Source organism: Streptomyces sp. NPDC046727 (genome assembly GCF_040645635.1).
Lineage (GTDB): Bacteria > Actinomycetota > Actinomycetes > Streptomycetales > Streptomycetaceae > Streptomyces.
Genome location: NZ_JBEYYR010000002.1, coordinates 205,701 through 224,542, shown reverse-complemented (window position 1 = coordinate 224,542; position 18,842 = coordinate 205,701). Strand labels below are relative to the sequence as shown.

Annotated in this window: 11 protein-coding genes; 5 read left to right on the top strand and 6 right to left on the bottom strand. The window is 72.4% G+C overall.

Going from position 1 to position 18,842, the window contains the following annotated elements; genetic code table 11:
* Nucleotides 1-70: 70 nt before the first annotated feature.
* Complete coding sequence (locus ABZ937_RS03150; protein WP_361685065.1) at nt 71-682, bottom strand: hypothetical protein; 612 nt, start codon at nt 680-682, stop codon at nt 71-73.
* 223 nt (nt 683-905) lie between these two features.
* On the opposite strand from ABZ937_RS03150, the gene ABZ937_RS03145 reads away from it, so the two are divergent.
* Entirely contained in the window at nt 906-1,601 is a 696-nt protein-coding gene (locus tag ABZ937_RS03145; protein WP_361685063.1) for a glycoside hydrolase family 75 protein, read from the top strand.
* A gap of 13 nt (nt 1,602-1,614) precedes the next feature.
* Here the strand turns inward: ABZ937_RS03145 and ABZ937_RS03140 are convergent, their stop codons facing one another.
* A complete protein-coding gene (locus ABZ937_RS03140; RefSeq protein WP_361685061.1) occupies nt 1,615-2,322 on the bottom strand; it encodes an SDR family oxidoreductase in 708 nt (235 codons plus the stop codon).
* Nucleotides 2,323-2,384: 62 nt separating this feature from the next.
* Complete coding sequence (locus tag ABZ937_RS03135; protein ID WP_361685059.1) at nt 2,385-5,753, bottom strand: hypothetical protein; 3,369 nt, start codon at nt 5,751-5,753, stop codon at nt 2,385-2,387.
* Nucleotides 5,754-6,088: 335 nt separating this feature from the next.
* Between ABZ937_RS03135 and ABZ937_RS03130 the strand changes: the two genes are divergently transcribed.
* Nucleotides 6,089-7,393, top strand: a complete 1,305-nt coding sequence (locus ABZ937_RS03130) for a glycosyltransferase family 39 protein (RefSeq protein WP_361685057.1) — start codon at nt 6,089-6,091, stop codon at nt 7,391-7,393.
* Nucleotides 7,394-7,782: 389 nt separating this feature from the next.
* On the opposite strand, the gene ABZ937_RS03125 is transcribed toward ABZ937_RS03130, so the two are convergent.
* The 3 genes from ABZ937_RS03125 to ABZ937_RS03115 all read right to left on the bottom strand — a co-directional run bounded on the left by ABZ937_RS03125 (nt 7,783) and on the right by ABZ937_RS03115 (nt 12,077).
* Nucleotides 7,783-8,697: a methyltransferase domain-containing protein gene (locus ABZ937_RS03125; RefSeq protein WP_361685055.1), complete on the bottom strand. Its 915-nt coding sequence runs from the start codon at nt 8,695-8,697 to the stop codon at nt 7,783-7,785.
* Nucleotides 8,698-8,854: 157 nt separating this feature from the next.
* Entirely contained in the window at nt 8,855-10,570 is a 1,716-nt protein-coding gene (locus tag ABZ937_RS03120; protein ID WP_361685053.1) for a glycoside hydrolase family 6 protein, read from the bottom strand.
* Between the two features lie 31 nt (nt 10,571-10,601).
* Nucleotides 10,602-12,077 (bottom strand): cellulase family glycosylhydrolase, encoded by a 1,476-nt coding sequence (locus ABZ937_RS03115; protein WP_361685051.1) that lies wholly within the window; start codon nt 12,075-12,077, stop codon nt 10,602-10,604.
* A 260-nt stretch (nt 12,078-12,337) separates the two neighbouring features.
* On the opposite strand from ABZ937_RS03115, the gene ABZ937_RS03110 reads away from it, so the two are divergent.
* The 3 genes from ABZ937_RS03110 (at nt 12,338) to ABZ937_RS03100 (ending at nt 18,824) form a co-directional block, all read left to right on the top strand.
* Nucleotides 12,338-15,253, top strand: a complete 2,916-nt coding sequence (locus ABZ937_RS03110; protein WP_361685049.1) for a glycoside hydrolase family 48 protein — start codon at nt 12,338-12,340, stop codon at nt 15,251-15,253.
* A gap of 98 nt (nt 15,254-15,351) precedes the next feature.
* Nucleotides 15,352-18,006 carry a cellulose binding domain-containing protein gene (locus ABZ937_RS03105; protein WP_361685047.1) on the top strand — a complete coding sequence of 885 codons (2,655 nt, stop codon included), beginning with the start codon at nt 15,352-15,354 and terminating at the stop codon, nt 18,004-18,006.
* Between the two features lie 86 nt (nt 18,007-18,092).
* A complete protein-coding gene (locus ABZ937_RS03100; protein WP_361685045.1) occupies nt 18,093-18,824 on the top strand; it encodes a ferritin-like domain-containing protein in 732 nt (243 codons plus the stop codon).
* Nucleotides 18,825-18,842: the final 18 nt, after the last annotated feature.

The window sequence follows — 18,842 nt, the reverse complement described above, 5'->3', positions numbered from 1 at the left end:
CCGTGCGACAGCGGGGCGCACGGCCGTGTGCCGTCCGGACCCGCGGACGCGCGGCGACCCGGCGGTCGGTTCAGTCGAACCGCACGTCCGCGTACACCACCTCGAACTCCTCCAGAGCGACCACGTCCACGTGCGCCTTCGCCGTCGCCTCGTGGCGCACAGCGGCCACGGCCGCGCGTGAGGCGGCCAGTGAGGCGCGGTCGACGAACAGGGCGTCGGCCACGGCCCGCCCGCGCTCGCGGTCGATCAGCAGGGACACCCGGGCCAGCCCCGGCAGCGACTCGGCCCGCGGCACCACCGTGGCCCGGAACGTGTCGATGACCAGGTCCGCGTCGCGCGGGTCGAACTCCATCCTGGTGGCGCGCAGTCCGCCGCCCTGTTGCGGAGCCCTGACCTGGTGGAGCACCGCGGCCTCGTAGTTGGCGACCGACACCGTGCCCGCGAACGGCTCCAGGAGCGCCCCGCGCCGCTCGCGCATCACCTCGTCGCTGTTCCGCCGGGCCTCCTCGGCCTCCCACCAGCTCACCGCGAGGAGCTTGCCGAGTTCCCGGTCCGCGAAGACGCCCGCGCCGCGATATCCGGGGCGTTCCTCCAGCAGGTCCCGCCCCTCGCTGTTCAGCGACCGGACGGCCGTGTCGAGCAGCGCCGGATCACCGGTCGCGTACACCGCGCGTACGAACATGAGCCTCGCCTCCGGGGGACTGTGATCACAGACAGCACCGGATCGATGCGACATATCCGGCCCATCCGGACACCAGTCCATCCAGTCTGTCCGGCGACCAGAATCACCGCAATACGCACGGCTTTCAGCCGTTCGCAACCCAAGGCTTGACGGGGGCATGCCTACGGGGCAGCGTGTACGCCACCCGGTAAGGAAACTTTCCTAACAGAAGGGTGTCCCCCACATGCGCCTTCGAACCCTGTCCCTCGCCGCGGCCTCCGGTACCGCGCTGCTCGCCGCCGGACTCCTCCCCGCCCACGCCTCCGCCGCCACCTCCCCCAAGTCCACGCAGGAGGGCTCGGTCAGCGCGGCCGACCTGCTGGCCAAGGTGACGTCCTGTTCGCAGATCTCCAACGGCAAGTACAAGACCGACGACGAGACCTCGGCCACGGTCCCCGTGTGCGGCAAGAACGGCGCGGTGTTCTGGAAGGCCGACATGGACATCGACTGCGACGGCCAGCGCACCACCAACTGCAACGAGAACCGCGACCCCTGGTACCAGGACGACACCGCCTTCCACCAGTCCGACGGCAAGCCGCTGAAGGCCGAGTCCCTGCCGTACGTCGTGGTGCCCAGCTCCAGCAGCATCTGGAACTACGCGGGCGCCGGCATCAAGGGCGGCGGGGTGGTCGCCGTCATCTACAACAACAAGGTCGAGTACGCCGTCGTCGGCGACACCGGCCCCACGAAGATCATCGGCGAGGCCTCGTACGCCACCGCCAAGGCGCTCGGCATCGACCCCGACCCGGCCACCGGCGGGGTCGACTCCGGCGTGACGTACATCCTGTTCAAGAACTCCAAGGCCTCCCCCATCGAGAGCCACAGCGCGGCCCTCTCCCTCGGGGACCAGCTGGCCAAGCAGTTCATCGCCAGTAACTGAGCGTCGGACTACGTCAGTTGGGCTGGCCCAGCGGACGGATGACGACGGTGTTGACATCGACCCCGGCCGGCTGCCGGATCGCCCAGACCACCGAGTCCGCGATCTGGTCCGCGGTCAGGAGATGCCCCGGGGGCAGGCTGCCGTAGCTGTCCCAGAAGGGCGTCTCCACCCGGCCGGGGGCGATCAGCGTGACGCCGACGCCGAAATCCGTGACCTGCCGCCGGGTGTTCTCGGCGAGACCGGTCACCGCCCACTTGGTGGCGCCGTAGATGTTGCCCGGGGCGTTCACGAACCCGGCGACGCTGCCGACGAGGACGATCCGGCCGCCGGTCTCCTTCAGCGCGTCGACGGAGGCGCGGATGAGCAGTGCGGGACCGAGGACGTTGGTGAGGACCATCTCGGTCCAGCCGGACGGGTCGCCCTCGGCGACGGTGTCGTGGGTGGCGAAGCCGGCGTTGGCGACGACGGTGTCCAGCCGGCCGTACGCCTTGAGCGTGAGGTCGACCGCGTTCTGGATGTCGTCGTACGACGACGCGTTGCCGGCGACCGTCAGCAGCCCGTCCGGATCGCCCAGTCCCTCGGCGAACTCCCGCAGCCGCCGCTCTCCGCGCCCGGTCACGGTGACCCGGTGTCCGGCGTCCAGCAGCTGCCGCGCCACCGCGGCGCCGATTCCGCTGCCCCCGCCGGTGATGAGCGCGACCGGTGCGTCGTTCGTGGCCATGCGTGGTCCCCCTTGTGTCTCGATGAACGCCCCGGAGTCCATCATTTGGAGAGCGCTCCAAGTCAAGCCCTGTCGCAGGTCCTTCGGTACGACACGGCGGGGAGGAGGCGGCGCCATTCGGCGGCGGTGAGGCCGCCGTTCGCCCGTGCGCACACCGTGGCCGTCGCGCCCTTCGGCGCCAACGGGGCGGCCCGCTCGCCGAGATGGCCGGTTGCCAGATGCAACTCGGCGCCGTCCGCGCCGAACCCGACCGCGAGTACGGGTCCGTCGCCGGCCGGGACGGTCGCGGGTGCGAGGCGTGGCCGCGCGGTTTCCCACACCTGCACCGATCCGCCGGCCCCGCTCGCCGCGAACAGCGAGCCGTCCCGGGAGAATCCCAGCGCGGGCCGGTCGAGGCCGCCGCCCGTGGCGCGCAGTACGGCGAGCCGCTGCCGGGTGCGGGGGTCCCAGAGCGTGAGCCGGCCCTGGGCGTCGGCCACGGCGAGCCGGCTGCCGTCGGGGCTGAAGGCGCCCGCGACGAGGATGTCCTCGCCGGTGACGGCCGGGCGTTCCTCGCCCGTGCCGAGGTCGGCGAGATTGCCCTCGTGGGTGAGGGCGTACCGGCCCGCCGCGTCGACCGCGACCGCCTCGGATCCGCGCACGGTCGCCCCGCGGGGCCGGGCGGGCCTGCCGTCGAGCCCGAAGGCGGCCCGGCGCACCGCCCGGGTCCGCCAGCTCCGGCCGGTCAGACCGTGCAGGGACAGGGTGTGGACGACGCTGGTCCGGCCGTTCTCCAGGTAGCGCAGGACGCCGTCCGCCGCGTCGAGGCGCAGCTCGCCGATCCCGCGCCCGTCCACGGGCAGGGTGAGCAGCGGTGCGCGAGGGCCGTCGTCCGCGGGGGCCGGGAGGTCCGTGCGCCACAGGGCCACGGAGCCCGGGGTCCAGGAGAGGGCGTAGCGGCCGTCCAACACCATCTGGTGGGCGCCGCCCGCGACGGGGAGCCGCGGCCGTTCCCGGCCGGTGGTGAAGTCCCAGGTCACCAGGCCGGTGTCGGTGGCGGTCGCGACAGCTGTGCGGTCGGGTGTGAAGGTGAGCCGGTCGCCCCGGCACAGGAGCCGTTCGGTGGCGGGCGGTGTCCGCGTACGCAGGAGGCGGCCGGCGGTGAGGTCGAGGACCCGCAGTCGCCGCTGATCGTCCCCGCACCAGGCGACATACCGGTCGTCCGGGCTCAGTTCGGGAAGCGGTCCGTCGTCCTCGCCGCGCGTGTACCGGGCGCGCGGCGTTCCGCGGCGCACGTCCCACAGTTCGAGGACGGCGTGGTCGCCGGCGAGCCGCCGTACCAGGAGCGTACGGCCGCTCGGGCCGAACGCGGCGTCGGTGTCCCGCCACGGCCCGGTCGGGAGCCGGCGGGTGGTGCCGTCCGCCAGGGTCACGACCAGCGTGCCGCCGTGCCGGTGGTCCCGGTACGCGAGCAGCCGGCCGTCCGCGCTGACGTCCATGACGCCCTGCGACAGCCCGGGGCGTTCGAGGGAGCGCAGCCGCCGGTGCGTGCGCACGTCCCACTGCACCGCCCTGCCGTGCGCCACCGTCGTCAGCAGGCGGCCGTCGGTGCTGAGCCAGGACGGCGCGTTGAGCGCCCGGCCGCCCTCCTCCGGCGCGGTGAACACGTCCCGCTCGCTCTGCGCGGCGGCCGTCCGCAGCGCCTGACGGGTCTCGGGCAGGTCGGCGATGCGCCAGGCGGCCAGCGCCAGGCGCATCGCGGTGCGCGGGTCGGAGGCCCGCAGGGTGCCGGCGAGCACGGCGACCCGGCGGGCCTCGGCCTCGTCGCGCTGCCGGGCGCTGACCCCGCTCTGCCGCCAGGCGACCGCGCCGGTGGCCAGGGCCAGACAGAGCAGGGCCGCGAGGCCGGCGGTCAGGCCGCGCAGCCGCCGTGCGGTGCGGGCGGCGCGGCGCCGGCCGCCTTCGTAGGCCTCCACGCTCGCCGTCAGGAAGTCCCGCTCCAGCTGGTTCAGCTCCCCTGATCCGGCTCGCCCGTGGAACAGCTCGCGGGCCTCGGCCAGGCGCACGCCCCGGTAGAGCGCGCCCGTGTCGCGGTCCAGCTCCCGCCAGGTGCGGGCGGCTTCGGTGAGGCGGCGGTGGGCGCGCAGCCGTTCGCGGTCGGTGTCGATCCAGCCGCGCAGCCGGGGCCAGGCGTCGAGCAGGGCCTCGTGGGCGAGGTCGACCGTGCTGCCGTCGACGGTCAGCAGGCGGGCCCGGACCAGCCGTTCGAGGACGCGGGCCGTGGTGCTGCCGGTGCCGAGTTCGGCGCGGTCGACGGGGCGGCGGGTGTCCTCGGTGCCGTCGCCGGGGTGGACCAGGCGCAGCAGCAGGGCGCGGACGGCGGCGGCCTCGGCGGGTGTGCAGCGGCCGTAGAGGTCCTCGGCGGTGTGGGCGACGGCGCCCCGCACTCCTCCGACGGCCTGGTAGGCGGCGAGGGTGAGGGTCTTGGCGGAGCGGCGGCGCCAGACCTCGCGCAACGCGTGCGCCATGAGCGGCAGCCCGCCGGGCTCGCCCGCGACGTCCGCCACGATCCGTGCGGTCAGGGCGCGTTCGACGACGACCCGGTGTGCGGCGGCGGGCCGTACGACCGCCTCCCGCAGCTGTCGCGGGGACATCGGGCCGAGCAGGAGCGTGGAGTCGCCGAGGGCCCGGGCCAGTTCGGCGTGGTCGGCGCAGCGGCCGTAGAAGTCGGCGCGCACGGCCAGGACGACGCGCAGCCGGGACGCGGGGTCGAGCGCGGTGAGCAGCCGGCCGAGGAACCGCTCCCGTTCGGCCGGGTCGGCGCAGAGCGCGAAGAGTTCCTCGAACTGGTCGACGACGAGGAGGGTGTCGCCCGGGCCGGCGTGCGGGGTGAACAGGGGGGTGTGGGTCGCCGGACGGGGGCCGGGGGTGAGGACGCGGATCGCGGCGGGCCGCGCGCCGGGGTCGGTGGTCTCGCGCAGCGCGGGGATCAACCCGGCCCGCAGCAGGGACGACTTGCCGCTGCCGGAGGCGCCGACGACCGCGCACAGCCGGGTGCGGCCGATCCGGTCGGCGAGTTCGGCGACCAGGTCGGCGCGGCCGTGGAAGTGGTCCCGGTCGGCGGTGCCGAACCGGGCGAGTCCCGGATACGGGCCGCCGGTCCCGTCCTCGGGGGCCGGGGTGCCCGCGGTGGCCTCGGTGGCCTCGCGCCAGCGCCGCTCCCACTCCGCCGTGTCACCGCCGCACGCGGTGACGTACGCGCGCAGCACGGGCAGGGTCGGCAGCCGCTCCCCGGCCGCGGCGGCGGACAGCGTGGGCCCGGAGTAGCCGGCCCGCGCCGCCATCGCGCGGTAGGTCGGAGTGCCCGCCTCGTCGCGCAGCTTGCGCAGCTCGTACGCGAACCGTTGCACCGTGCCCGCCCCCGGATCCAGCGGCTTCTCCCGGCGCCCCATGTGCGTCTCCCCCGTCGACAGCGACCGTCCTCCACGCTAACAACGCCGGTACGGGAATTGATGGGTGAGCCCGTCCGGGGCTGCCCATCAATCCGCCGCCGCGTGGACTCGTCGGTGCACACCGGCGCGGCCCTCCTGCCGAGGGCGCGCCCTTCCCCCGCGCACCGGAGCCTGCCATCGCCACCCTCCACGCCGCCGCGAAGACCCCGCGCCCGCCCACCGCACCGGCCGCCGGCCACCCGGCCCGCTCCCCCGTCCTCGTTCCTGTCGCGCTCGCGCTCGCCCTGGGCCTGTGGGGCGTGCGGCGGGGCGGCAGCCTGTGGCGGGACGAGGCGGTGACCTGTGACATGGCGCGGCGCTCGCTGCCCGAGCTGGGCCGCACGCTGGAGCACGCCGACGCCGTGCACGGCCTGTACTACCTGCTGATGCACGGCCTGTTCCGCGTCTTCGGCGCGGCCGACCCGCTGCTGGTGCTGCGGCTGCCGTCGGTGCTGGCGACCGCGGTGACGGCCGGCACGCTGGCGCTGCTCGGGACGCGGCTCGCGGGGCCGCGGGCGGGGCTGCTGGCCGGGGTGGTGTTCGCGCTGCTGCCGCCGGTGCAGCGGTACGCCCAGGAAGGCCGGTCGTACGCCGTCGTCTGCGCGCTGGTGACCTGGGCGACGTACCTGCTCGTCCGGGCCGTGCGGGTACGGACCGGGCGGGCCTGGGCGGCCTATGCCGCGGTCTCGCTGGCCGCGTGTCTGCTGCACGAGTTCGCGGTGCTGGCGCCGGCCGCGCACGCCGTGGCGGTGCCGCGCGGGGACCGGCGCGCCTGGGCGGTGGCCGCCGGTGCGGTCGTGGCCGGCGTGGCACCGCTGGCCGTGTGCAGCATGCGGCAGTCGGAGCAGGTGGCCTGGATCGGCGGGCCCGGCGCCGGGGCGCTGCTGGGGTACGCGGGGGTCGCGCTGCTCGGCGCGGCCTGCGCCACGCTCCTGCCACGGCGGCGCCGGCCCGGCCGGGTGGACCTGGTGCCGCTCGCGCTGCCGCTGTTCGTGCTGCCCGGGCTGCTGCTGATGCTGGTGTCCCTGGTCAAGCCGCTGTACGTCGACCGGTACGTGCTGTACGGCCAGACCGGGACCGCCCTGCTGGCCGGTGCGGCCCTGGACCGGCTGCTCGGGGCGGGGTGCCGGGTCCGGGCCGGGGCGCTGCTGGCCGCCGCGACCACGGTGGCGGCCCTGCTGCCGGTCAGCCTGCACCTGCGCACGCCGGCCGGCCGCCTGGACGACGTCACGGCGGTCGCCGCCGCCGTCCGCACGGCGGGCCGGGGCGCGGACGGGGTGCTGTACCTGCCCGGCCGGCGGCGCGTGTGGTCCCTCGTCGCCCCGGACTCTGTGGCCGGGCTGCGCGACCTCGCCCTGGCCCGCGGCCCGGCCGACTCGGCCACCCTCTACGGCGTGGAGGCGGCCCCGTCGGTCGTCCGCGCCCGTCTCCTCACCGCGCACCGGGTCGTCGTCCTGCGCGATCCGGCGGGCGAGCCGCCGGTCACGGACCCGCGGGACACGGTGAAGCAGCGGATCCTCACCGCATCCTTCGAGGAGTGCGCGACGCGGACAGTGCGGGGCGCGCGGGTGAGTGTGTACGCGCGGCCGGGGAGGTGCTGAACCACGCGACCGGACCGGCCGGGACACCGCCCGTCACAGACCCGCCGAACGCGGTGAAGCAGCGGATCCTCACCGCGTCCTACGAGGAATGCGCGACGCGGACGGTGCGGGGCGCGCGGGTGAGTGTGTACGCGCGGCCGGGGAGGTGCTGAGCCGGGCGGGACGGACCGGACGGGAGGCGGCCGGGCTGCGCGGGACGGATCGGCCGGGACGCCGCCGGGCTCCGCACGAAGGACCAACCCGCCCGACCGGTCCCGGACTGCGCGCGACGCACCGGCCGGGGCACCTGAAACCACCGCGGACGCGCGAGCCGGGACTGAGCGGCGCGGGTCGAACCGGTCGGAGCGCCGCTGAGCTACGTGGTTCGGGCCGGGCGGGCCGGCGCCGGGCTATGCGGGGCGCACCGCCGTGTGCACCGTGTACGCCCCCAGCACGAACACGTCCGGCCGTACGTGGACGCTCGCCGGGTCGGCGGGGTCGAGGAGGCGGTCGAGGGTGGCGCGGTCGTCGGCGTCCAGGGCGTCGGCGAGGCCCTCGCGGACGCGGGACAGGTGGGCGGCGACGTAGGCGCGGGCCCGGTCGCCGGCCGGGGCGGGCAGGTCGAGGAGGAAGGTGCGGGTGCGGGTGTGCTTGAGGCCGGCGGCGGTCAGCAGGGCGGGCCAGTCCTCGGTCTCGGCGACGGAGCCCGGCAGGTCGGCGCGCATCCGGGCGAACCAGTCCTCCTCCAGCGCGTCCAGCCGCGCCTGCAGTCCGGGGCGGCCGATGCCGATGTCGCGGGGCAGGAAGCGGGAGGGCAGACCGCCTTCGAGGAGGGCCAGCGTGCCGCCGGAGGCGAGCCGCCGGGCGAACGCGGCGAGCGCGGCCCGCTGGTCGCCGAGGTGGTGCAGGCTGCGGCTGGCCCACAGCAGGTCGGCCGGGTACTCCAACTCGTCCAGTGCCTCGGGCAGTTCGCCGGCGACGGTGTCGAACCGGTCGGCGACGCCCTGGCGGGCGGCCCGGGCGCGGGCGCGCTCCAGCAGCGGCGCGGTGCTGTCGACGGCGACGACCCGGGCCCCGGGGAACACCTCGGCGAACAGGCAGGAGACGACGCCGGGCCCGCTGCCCGCGTCCACGATCAGCCCCGGCTCGGTCACCTCCTTCGCGAGCCACGCCATGGCCCGCTCGTAGACGGGGGTGAACAGCTCCGCCTGCGACTCCAGCAGGGGACCCATCTCGTTCCAGTCGATGTCCGTGCCGTGCCCGTGCCCATGGCCGTGGCCGTGGCCGGTGTGCTGCTGGTCGTGCTGGTGGTGGTCGTGCGCCATGGTGGTCAGCCTCTCGTCCGGATGCCGACACAGCGTGCGACGGCACACCGGACGGAGGCCAGTTCTGTTGCCGACACGGCAAATCGGGATGCCGTTCCCGTTGGGTCCGCCGGGGCCCGGGGTGGTGGCACCGGGCCCCGGCGGGGTCACCGGGTCGTCAGGAAACCGGCGGGTAGGCGTTCTGCATCAGCTGCTGGAACTGGGCGGAGAACCAGTGTCCGGCCAGCGGCGCGTTCGGCAGGGCGCCGGACATGTTGTTGCCGTTGCGGGCGTTTCCGGTGTACGTCGGGTCGCACATCCGGTCGAAGCCCTTGCCCTCGTCGTTGTCGATGGCGGAGCTGGCTCCGTCCGACTCCCCCGGGGGCTTGACCCACACGTAGGCGTCGATCCCGGCCGCCGGGGCGGCGGTCGGCCGTTCACCGAGGCCGGCACCGCTCTGGTTGCACCAGTTGCCGACATGGACGCGCCGGTCGATGCGGCTGCCGTTGACGTAGTCGTCGACCGAGGTCAGCGGGCCCGGCTTGGTGGGCCGGGCGGAGCCGCCCCAGCCGTTGCGGGAGGTGTCGATCAGCATGCCGAGGCCGGAGCTGAAGCCGGCTGCGACGAGCTTGTCCCGCAGCGCCTGGGCGTAGGACTGCTCGTCCACGGACTGGTTCCAGTCCACCCACTTCGCCTGGCGCACCGTCTGCCCGTTGACGCTGTCGGTGACCTTGAAGTACGGCTCCTTGGTGGGGCCGTAGTTGGCGGTGTTGACGATGAAGCCCGTCACGTCGTTCACACTGGCGCCGTTGGCGGTGGCGACCTTGTAGAACTCCTGGACGGAGGGACCGAGGTTCGTGTCCCAGCCCAGCCAGCCGTGGTGGCCGGCGTCGATGTAGTTGTAGACGTTCGGGATGGCGCCGAGCTTGTCCAGGGCGTAGCTGACGCCCTTCTCGTAGTTGCCGTTGGTCTTCATGGTCACGCAGGCGTCGGTGGTGGTGTTGGTGCCGCCGGCGTTGGTGACCAGGTTGGGCAGCGAGTCCGGCTCGATGACGGTGGCGATCCGCAGGCCCGCGTACTTGCTGTCGGACAGGATCGACGCGATCGGGTCGATGTACTGCGTCTTGTACTTGCCGATGTCGTCCGGCCCGAGTTCCCCGTTGGAGGCGAGGGCGGCGCAGTCGCGGCCGGGCAGGTCGTAGATGACCAGCTGGACGACCAGCTCGCCGGAGCCCTTCTGCTTCAGCGCCTCGTCCAGGTGGGCGCGCAGACCCATGCCGCCGTTCACGCCGTTGATGGCGGCGATCCGGTCGAGCCAGACATAGGTGGGCTGGTTGGAGATGCGGCTGCCGCCCGGTTCGGCGGCGGCATGCGCCGACCACTCCGGGTTCACGTACACCTTGGCGCCGGAGTAGGGGTTGTCGGCCTTGTCGCCCGGTCCGGTCGGGTCGGGCGGGTCGGTGGGGCCGCCGCCGGAGTCGACGTTGCAGGTCACGCCGTCGAGGGTGAAGGTGGCCGGGATCGCGTTGGTGCCGCTGTAGGTGCCCTGGAAGCCGAAGCTGACCGAAGCGCCGGTTCCCAGGGTCCCGTTGTAGGACTCGTTGGCCGCGGTGACGGCGGCACCGCTCTGACTGATCTTCGCGTTCCAGCCGCTGGTGACCTTCTGGTTGCCGGCGTACGACCACTTCACCGACCAGCCCGACCTGGCGGCCGAGTTGTTGGTGACGGTCACGGCGGCGGTGAAGCCGGTGTCCCACTGGTTCTGCACCTTGTAGTCGACGGTGCAGGGGACGGCGGTGGCCGCGGCGGAGGCCGACTGGGTGGTGAGCGCCGCTCCGGAGCCCCCGGCGACCAGCGCCAGGGCGGCGAGCAGTGATGTTCGGGTACGACTCATGAGTGCGGGTTCCTTAGGTGTGCTGTCGGATCTACGGATTGAGGGCGCGCAGGTGGTCGCGCAGCCCGGCGCCGTACGCGGTGGGTGTGCCGTCGTAGGCGGAGATGAGGGACGGCCCGGACGAGCAGTCCCAGGTGTTCCAGGTCCAGCCCAGGTAGGACAGGTTCCGGTCGTCGAACCACTTCATGACCTGGTCCACGAACCCGTGCGAGCAGGTGTTCTCGCCGATCTCCCCGGCGACCAGGGGTACCTGGGCGGCGACCGGGGCGAGGGTGGAGTTCCAGCAGCTCTCGGTCGAGCAGGTGTTGAAGTTGTAGACGTGGTAGGCGGCGGCGAGATTGCCGGCCGGGTCGGTGGGCCTGTAGGTCAGCCACTGGCTCAGGTCGTTCGAGTACGCGAGCCCGCCGGCCATGATGACGTTCTTGGCGCCGGTGCCGCGTATGGCGTCGACGAGGTCCTGCATGCCGGCGACCTCGTAGGAGATGCCGGGGCAGGTGCCGCCGTCGCGCCAGCACTTCCAGGCGTCCGTGGTGCTGGAGGTCGCCCGGTCCGGGTAGGGCTCGTTGAACAGGTCGAACACGGCGGCCCGGTCGTCCTTGAAGGAGCTCGCCACCGACGCCCAGAACGAGGGCGCGTACTGCATGTCGGGCATCGGCTTCTGGCAGCTGGCGTGCACGTCGGAGCAGCCGGCCGAGTTCCCCGTGTACTGGCCGTAGGACCAGTGCAGGTCGAGGATCGGGGTCATGCCGTGCGCCTCGACCTTGGCCACCAGGTCCTTGACGGCGTTGACGTAGTTGGCGCCGGCGTACTCGGGCTTGATGTTGGACAGGCCCAGCCAGCACTCCTCGTTGAGCGGGATGCGGACCGCGCCCGCTTTCCAGTCGGCGATGGCCTTGATCGCCGCGTCGTCCACCGGGCCGTCCCAGATGCCGTAGCCCTGCACGCACATGAACTCGCCGCCGGACCGGTTGACGCCGAGCAGGCGGCGGGTCCTGCCGGAGGCGTCGGCGAGCTTGTTGCCGGAGACGTGCAGGGCGGGCGCGGTGCCGCCGGTCGGCGGCGGGTCCGTCGGCGGCGGGTCGGTCGGCTCGGAGTCGACGTTGCAGGTGGTGCCGTTGAGCTTGAACACGGCGGGCGCGGTGCCGCTCCCCGACCAGGAGGCGAGGAACCCCGCGCTGACGCTCGCGCCGGAGCCGAGCGTGCCGTTCCAGCTCTCGTTGGCCGCGGTCACGGTGGTGCCGGACTGGGACCACTTGGCGTTCCAGCCCTGGGTGACCTTCTGGCCGCCGGCGAAGTCGAACGTCAGCTTCCAACTGCTCAGGGCGGCCTGGTTGTTGGTGATCCTCACCGAACCCTGGAAGCCGCTGTCCCACTGGCTGGTGACGGAGTACTCCACCGTGCACGCGGGTGTGGCGCCCTGGGCCGAGACCACCGGGACGACCACGCTCGACACGAGCGCGACCGCACCGGCGGCGGATAAAAGTACTGAACGCGGGGGGTGTCGCATGAGCGACTCCTCACAGCTTGGCGCGCCGTGACGGACGCGTCGACTGAACGGAATCGCTCCCACTGGTGCGATGGAAGGTAGCGCCAAGTGGCCGGGATGCCCAGGGGAGTTGCTTGACTTTTCCTCAACTCGATCCGTCGAATCTTTTCGACTCTTCAAGTACCTTGACCGCTCCTTACCTCGTCCCCACTATGGGAGCGCTCCCACTGGTTCAAGCCTTGACTTCTCCCGAGCCGCAAGCCGCAAGGAGGAACCAGCACATGGATCCCGGACGAAAGCGCAGAGCCCTGCGGCGGTTGTGGACCGCGGTGGCCGCCGCGTTCGCCCTGCCGCTGTCGATGCTCGCCCCCGGCACCCCGGCCGCACACGCGGCCTCCGTGCAGTGCAGCGTCGACTACAGGACGAACGACTGGGGCTCCGGCTTCACCGCCGACCTCTCGATCACCAACCGTGGTACGGACACCATCGACGGCTGGACACTGACCTACGGCTACACGGGCAACCAGAAGCTGTCCAACGGCTGGAACGGCACCTGGTCCCAGTCCGGCCAGACGGTCACCGTGAAGAACGCCACGTACAACGGCACGATCGCCGCGGGTGCCGCCGTGTCCACCGGCGCCCAGTTCACCTACAGCGGCACCAACACCGCACCGACGTCGTTCGCCGTCAACGGCACGACCTGCGCCGGCGCCCACCAGCCGCCGGTGACCGTGCTGACCAGCCCGAGCGCGGGCGCGGTGTACACGCAAGGACAGGCGGTGCCGCTCGCGGCGACCGCGGCGGCGGCCGACAACGCGACCATCAGCAAGGTGGAGTTCTACGACGACACCACACTGCTGGGCACGGACACGAGCGCGCCGTACTCGCTCTCGGCCTCCAATTTGACCGTGGGCAGTCATTCTCTGGTGGCGAAGGCGTACGACAGCCTGGGCGCGTCCGCCGCGTCCACGCCGGTCGGCATCACCGTCGCCTCCGGGCCCGCCGTGGTCGCCTCGCCGACCCAACTGGGCGTCCAGCAGGGCAGGACGGGCACGTTCTCGGTGAAGCTGTCGACCCAGCCGAGCGCGAACGTGACCGTGGGTGTGACCCGGACGGACGGCAACACCGGCCTGTCGGTGACGGGCGGCTCCTCGCTGACCTTCACCCCGTCGAACTGGAACACCGCGCAGACGGTGACCGTCACGGCCGACGCCTCCGGCACCGGCAGCGCGACCTTCACCGCGTCGGCCACCGGCCACACCAAGGCGACGGTCACGGTCACCGAGCTGGCCGCGACCAAGGCGTACGACGCCCGCTTCCTTGACCTGTACGGGAAGATCACCAACCCGGCGAACGGCTACTTCTCCCCCGAGGGCATCCCGTACCACTCGGTGGAGACGCTGATCGTCGAGGCCCCCGACCAGGGCCACGAGACGACGTCGGAGGCGTACAGCTACCTTCTCTGGCTGCAGGCGATGTACGGCAAGGTCACCGGTGACTGGTCGAAGTTCAACGGCGCGTGGGACCTCATGGAGAAGTACATGATCCCCACGCACGCCGACCAGCCGACCAGCTCCTTCTACACCGCCTCCAAGCCGGCGACGTACGCGCCCGAGCTGGACACCCCGAACGAGTACCCGGCGAAGCTGGACACCGGGGTGTCGGTGGGCTCGGACCCGATCGCCGGCGAGCTGAAGTCGGCCTACGGCACGGACGACATCTACGGCATGCACTGGATCCAGGACGTGGACAACGTCTACGGCTACGGCAACGAGCCCGGCAAGTGCGAGGCCGGACCGACGGCCACCGGACCGTCGTACATCAACACCTTCCAGCGCGGAGCGCAGGAGTCCGTCTGGGAGACGGTCCCGCAGCCGACCTGCGACGCCTTCAAGTACGGCGGCAAGAACGGCTATCTGGACCTGTTCACCGGCGACTCCTCCTACGCCAAGCAGTGGAAGTACACCGACGCCCCGGACGCGGACGCGCGCGCGGTGCAGGCCGCGTACTGGGCCGACGTGTGGGCGAAGGCGCAGGGCAAGAGCGGTGACGTGTCCGCCACGGTCACCAAGGCCGCGAAGATGGGCGACTACCTGCGCTACTCGATGTACGACAAGTACTTCAAGAAGATCGGCAACTGTGCGGGGGCCTCGGCCTGCCCGGCCGGCACCGGCAAGGACGCCTCGCACTACCTGCTGTCCTGGTACTACGCCTGGGGCGGCGCCACCGACACCACCGCCGGCTGGGCCTGGCGGATCGGCTCCAGCCATGTCCACGGCGGCTACCAGAACCCCCTGGCCGCCTACGCGCTCAGCTCCTACGCCGACCTGAAGCCGAAGTCGGCGACGGGAGCGTCCGACTGGTCCACGTCGCTCAAGCGCCAGCTGGAGTTCTACCAGTGGCTCCAGTCGTCCGAGGGCGCCATCGCGGGCGGCGCGACCAACAGCTGGCAGGGCCGGTACGCGACCCCGCCGGCCGGTACCTCCACCTTCTACGGCATGTACTACGACTGGCAGCCCGTCTACCACGACCCGCCCTCCAACCAGTGGTTCGGGTTCCAGGCGTGGTCGATGGAGCGGGTCGCCGAGTACTACCAGCAGACCGGGAACGCCACGGCGAAGGCGATCCTCGACAAGTGGGTGAAGTGGGCGCTGTCCAAGACCACCATCAACCCGGACGGCACCTACCGGATCCCCTCCACCCTCCAGTGGTCGGGCCAGCCCGACACCTGGAACGCGTCGAGTCCCGGCTCCAACAGCGGACTGCACGTCACCGTCGCCGACTACACCGACGACGTCGGCGTGGCCGCGGCGTACGCCAAGACCCTGACGTACTACGCCGCCAAGTCCGGTGACGCCACCGCCAAGTCCACGGCGAAGGCACTGCTCGACGGCATGTGGAGCAACTACCAGGACAGCCTCGGCATCGCCGTCCCCGAGACCCGCACGGACTACAGCCGGTTCGGTGACAGCGTGTACGTGCCGAACGGCTGGACCGGCACCATGCCGAACGGCGACGCGATCAACTCCTCGGCCACGTTCTCCTCGCTGAGGTCCTTCTACAAGAGCGACCCCAACTGGTCGAAGATCGAGGCCTACCTGAAGGGCGGCGCCGCGCCCGTCTTCACGTACCACCGCTTCTGGGCCCAGGCGGACATCGCCATGGCCATGGGCTCGTACGCGGAGCTTCTCGAATAACCAGCCCCGCCAAGGCTCCGTGTACCGCGACGGGCGGCCCCCACCCGCACTGGGGGCCGCCCCGTCGTCGCGCGTTCCCCCGAGGAAGGAACCCCACCGTGCGAAGAACCCGTATCCTCACCGCCGTGCTGGCCCTCGCCGCCGGCCTGCTCGCCGGCACCCCGCCCGCACTGGCCACGGCCACACCGCAGGTGAGCCCGGCGGCGGACACGTACACCTGGAAGAACGCCCGGATCGACGGCGGCGGCTTCGTCCCCGGGATCGTGTTCAACCGTTCCGAGAAGAACCTGGTCTACGCCCGCACCGACATCGGCGGGGCCTACCGCTGGCAGGAGCCGACGAAGACCTGGACCCCGCTGCTGGACTCGGTCGGCTGGAACGAGTGGGGCCACACCGGAGTGGTGAGCCTCGCTTCCGACCCGGTCGCGCCGGACAAGGTGTACGCGGCCGTCGGGACGTACACCAACAGCTGGGACCCGACGAACGGCGCGGTGCTGCGCTCCGCCGACCGGGGCGCGAGCTGGCAGAAGGCCGACCTGCCGTTCAAGCTGGGCGGCAACATGCCCGGCCGGGGCATGGGCGAGCGGCTGGCGATCGACCCGAACAGGGACAGCGTGCTGTACCTGGGCGCGCCCAGCGGCAAGGGCCTGTGGCGGTCCACGGACTCCGGGGTGACCTGGTCGCAGGTGACGAGCTTCCCGAATCCCGGCAACTACCAGCAGGACCCGAGCGACACGAGCGGCTACGCCTCCGATAACCAGGGCATCGTCTGGGTCACCTTCGACGAGTCGACGGGCATGTCCGGGAGCGCGACGAAGACGATCTACGTGGGGGTCGCCGACAAGGACAACGCGGTGTACCGCTCCACGGACGCCGGCGCCACCTGGACCCGGCTGGCCGGGCAGCCGACGGGCTACCTGGCGCACAAGGGCGTCCTGGACGCCGAGAACGGCTTTCTCTACCTCGCCTACAGCGACAAGGGCGGGCCGTACGACGGCGGCAAGGGCCGGCTGTGGCGGTACGCGACGGCGACCGGTACCTGGACGGACATCAGCCCGGTCGCGGAGGCGGACACCAACTACGGCTTCTCCGGCCTGACGGTCGACCGCCGGCACCCGGGCACGGTGATGGCGACGGCGTCCAGCTCGTGGTGGCCGGACACCCAGTTCTTCCGCTCCACCGACAGCGGCGCCACCTGGACGAAGGCGTGGGACTACACGTCGTACCCGAACCGCTCGAACCGGTACACGATCGACGTGTCCTCGTCCCCCTGGCTGACCTTCGGCGCGAACCCGTCCCCGCCCGAGCAGACACCGAAACTGGGCTGGATGACGGAGTCCCTGGAGATCGACCCGTTCGACTCCTCCCGCATGATGTACGGGACGGGTGCCACGCTCTACGGCACCGAGAACCTGACCGACTGGGACAGCGGCGGCCGGTTCACGGTCAAGCCGATGGTGCGGGGCCTGGAGGAGACGGCCGTCAACGACCTGGCCTCTCCCCCGTCCGGCGCCCCGCTGTTGAGCGCCCTGGGCGACATCGGCGGCTTCCGGCACACGGACCTCGGCAAGGTCCCGTCGATGATGTACACCTCCCCCACCTTCACCACGACCACCAGCCTGGACTTCGCCGAGACGAAGCCCGACACGGTGGTCCGCGTGGGCGATCTGGACTCGGGCCCGCACATCGCGTTCTCGACGGACAACGGCGCCAACTGGTTCGCGGGCACGGACCCTTCGGGGGTCAGCGGTGGAGGCACGGTGGCGGCGGCGTCCGACGGCAGCCGCTTCGTGTGGAGCCCGGCCGGCACGGGTGTGCGGTACACGACGGGCTTCGGCTCGTCCTGGTCGGCGTCGAGCGGCATCCCGTCCGGTGCGATCGTCGAGTCGGACCGCGTCGACCCGAAGACCTTCTACGGCTTCAAGTCCGGGAAGTTCTACGTCAGTACGGACGGCGGTGCGACCTTCACCGCCTCCGCCGCCTCGGGCCTGCCGAGCGGGGACAGCGTGCGCTTCAAGGCGCTGCCCGGCGCGCAGGGCGACGTCTGGCTCGCGGGTGGCGCTTCCGACGGCGCGTACGGCCTGTGGCACTCCACGGACGGCGGGGCGAGCTTCGGCAAGCTGCCGAACGTCGAGCAGGCCGACACGATCGGCTTCGGAAAAGCCGCGGCGGGAGCCTCGTACCAGACGCTCTACACCAGCGCGAAGATCGGCGGGGTGCGCGGCATCTTCCGCTCGACGGACAAGGGCGCGACCTGGACCCGCGTCAACGACGACGCCCACCAGTGGGGCTGGACCGGAGGCGCGATCACCGGCGACCCACGGGTGTACGGCCGCGTGTACATCGCGACCAACGGCCGTGGTGTCGTCTACGGCGACACCTCCGACACCGGTGGCGGGGACGGCGGTACGGACCCGACGCCTACGCCCACCGGCGCCTGCACGGTGACCTACAAGGTCACCAACCAGTGGTCGGGCGGCTTCCAGGCGGACGTCCGGCTCACCAACACCGGCTCGACGGCCTGGAACGGCTGGAACCTCACCTGGACGTTCGCGGACGGCCAGAAGGTCACCCAGCTGTGGAACGCCGACTACACCCAGTCGGGTCCGGCGGTGACGGCGAAGAACGTCACCTGGAACGGCACGGTGGCGGCGGGCTCGTCGGTGGCCTTCGGGTTCACGGGGAGCTGGTCCGGCACGAACACCGGACCGAAGGCGTTCAAGCTGGGCGGCCAGACCTGCGCGATCACCTGACACGCGCCGGCGCCGGAACGATTCGGCGCCCCATCGGCGTCGTCTCTCCGGGGCCCGAGGGCCGGGCCCCGGAGAGGGCGGAGCGGGTGCCGGAGGACGAGTTCGCGAAGTGGGCACGACGGTTCGAGGAGGAGCGCGAGCGAAGACTCGCCGAGGGCGACCCGGACTGGGGACGGGGCGCGACGCTGCCTTCGGCGGTGTGGGCGAGCATCCAGCGTTTCCAGGTCGGCGAGGACGGCGACGGGGCGAGCCTCGTCGGCAGGGCGGACCTGGCCGGCGACCCCGACTACGCGCGGGCGGCCCGGCTGTTCGTCGCCGAGGAGCAGCACCACGCCGTGCTGCTCGCCCGGCTGCTGGCCGCGGGCGGCATGCCGACGCTGACCGGCCACTGGAGCGACACGGTCTTCGTACGGCTGCGGCGCCTGATGGGCCTGCGCATGGAGCTGCTGGTGCTGATGCTCGCGGAAGTGGTGGCCCTGCGCTACTACCGGGCCCTGCGCGACGGCACCGACGACCCGCTGACGTCGGACGTGGCGGGGCGGATCCTCGCCGACGAGCAGCGTCACGTCCCGTTCCACTGCGCCCGGCTGCACACCTCCTTCGCACAGCTGCCCCGCCCCCTGCGCCGCCCGCTGCTGGCCCTGTGGCGGCTGCTCCTGCTCGCCGCCTGCCTGGTCGTCGCCGCCGACCACGGTCCGGCACTGCGCCGGCTCGGCGTCGGACGCCGGCGCTTCACGGCCGACGTCATGGCCTCGGCCGACGCGGTGGTCTCGGCGGTGCTGGCACCCCGGCCCGACGCGTGGTCGTACCCGGAGTGACGACCGACGGATCAAGGG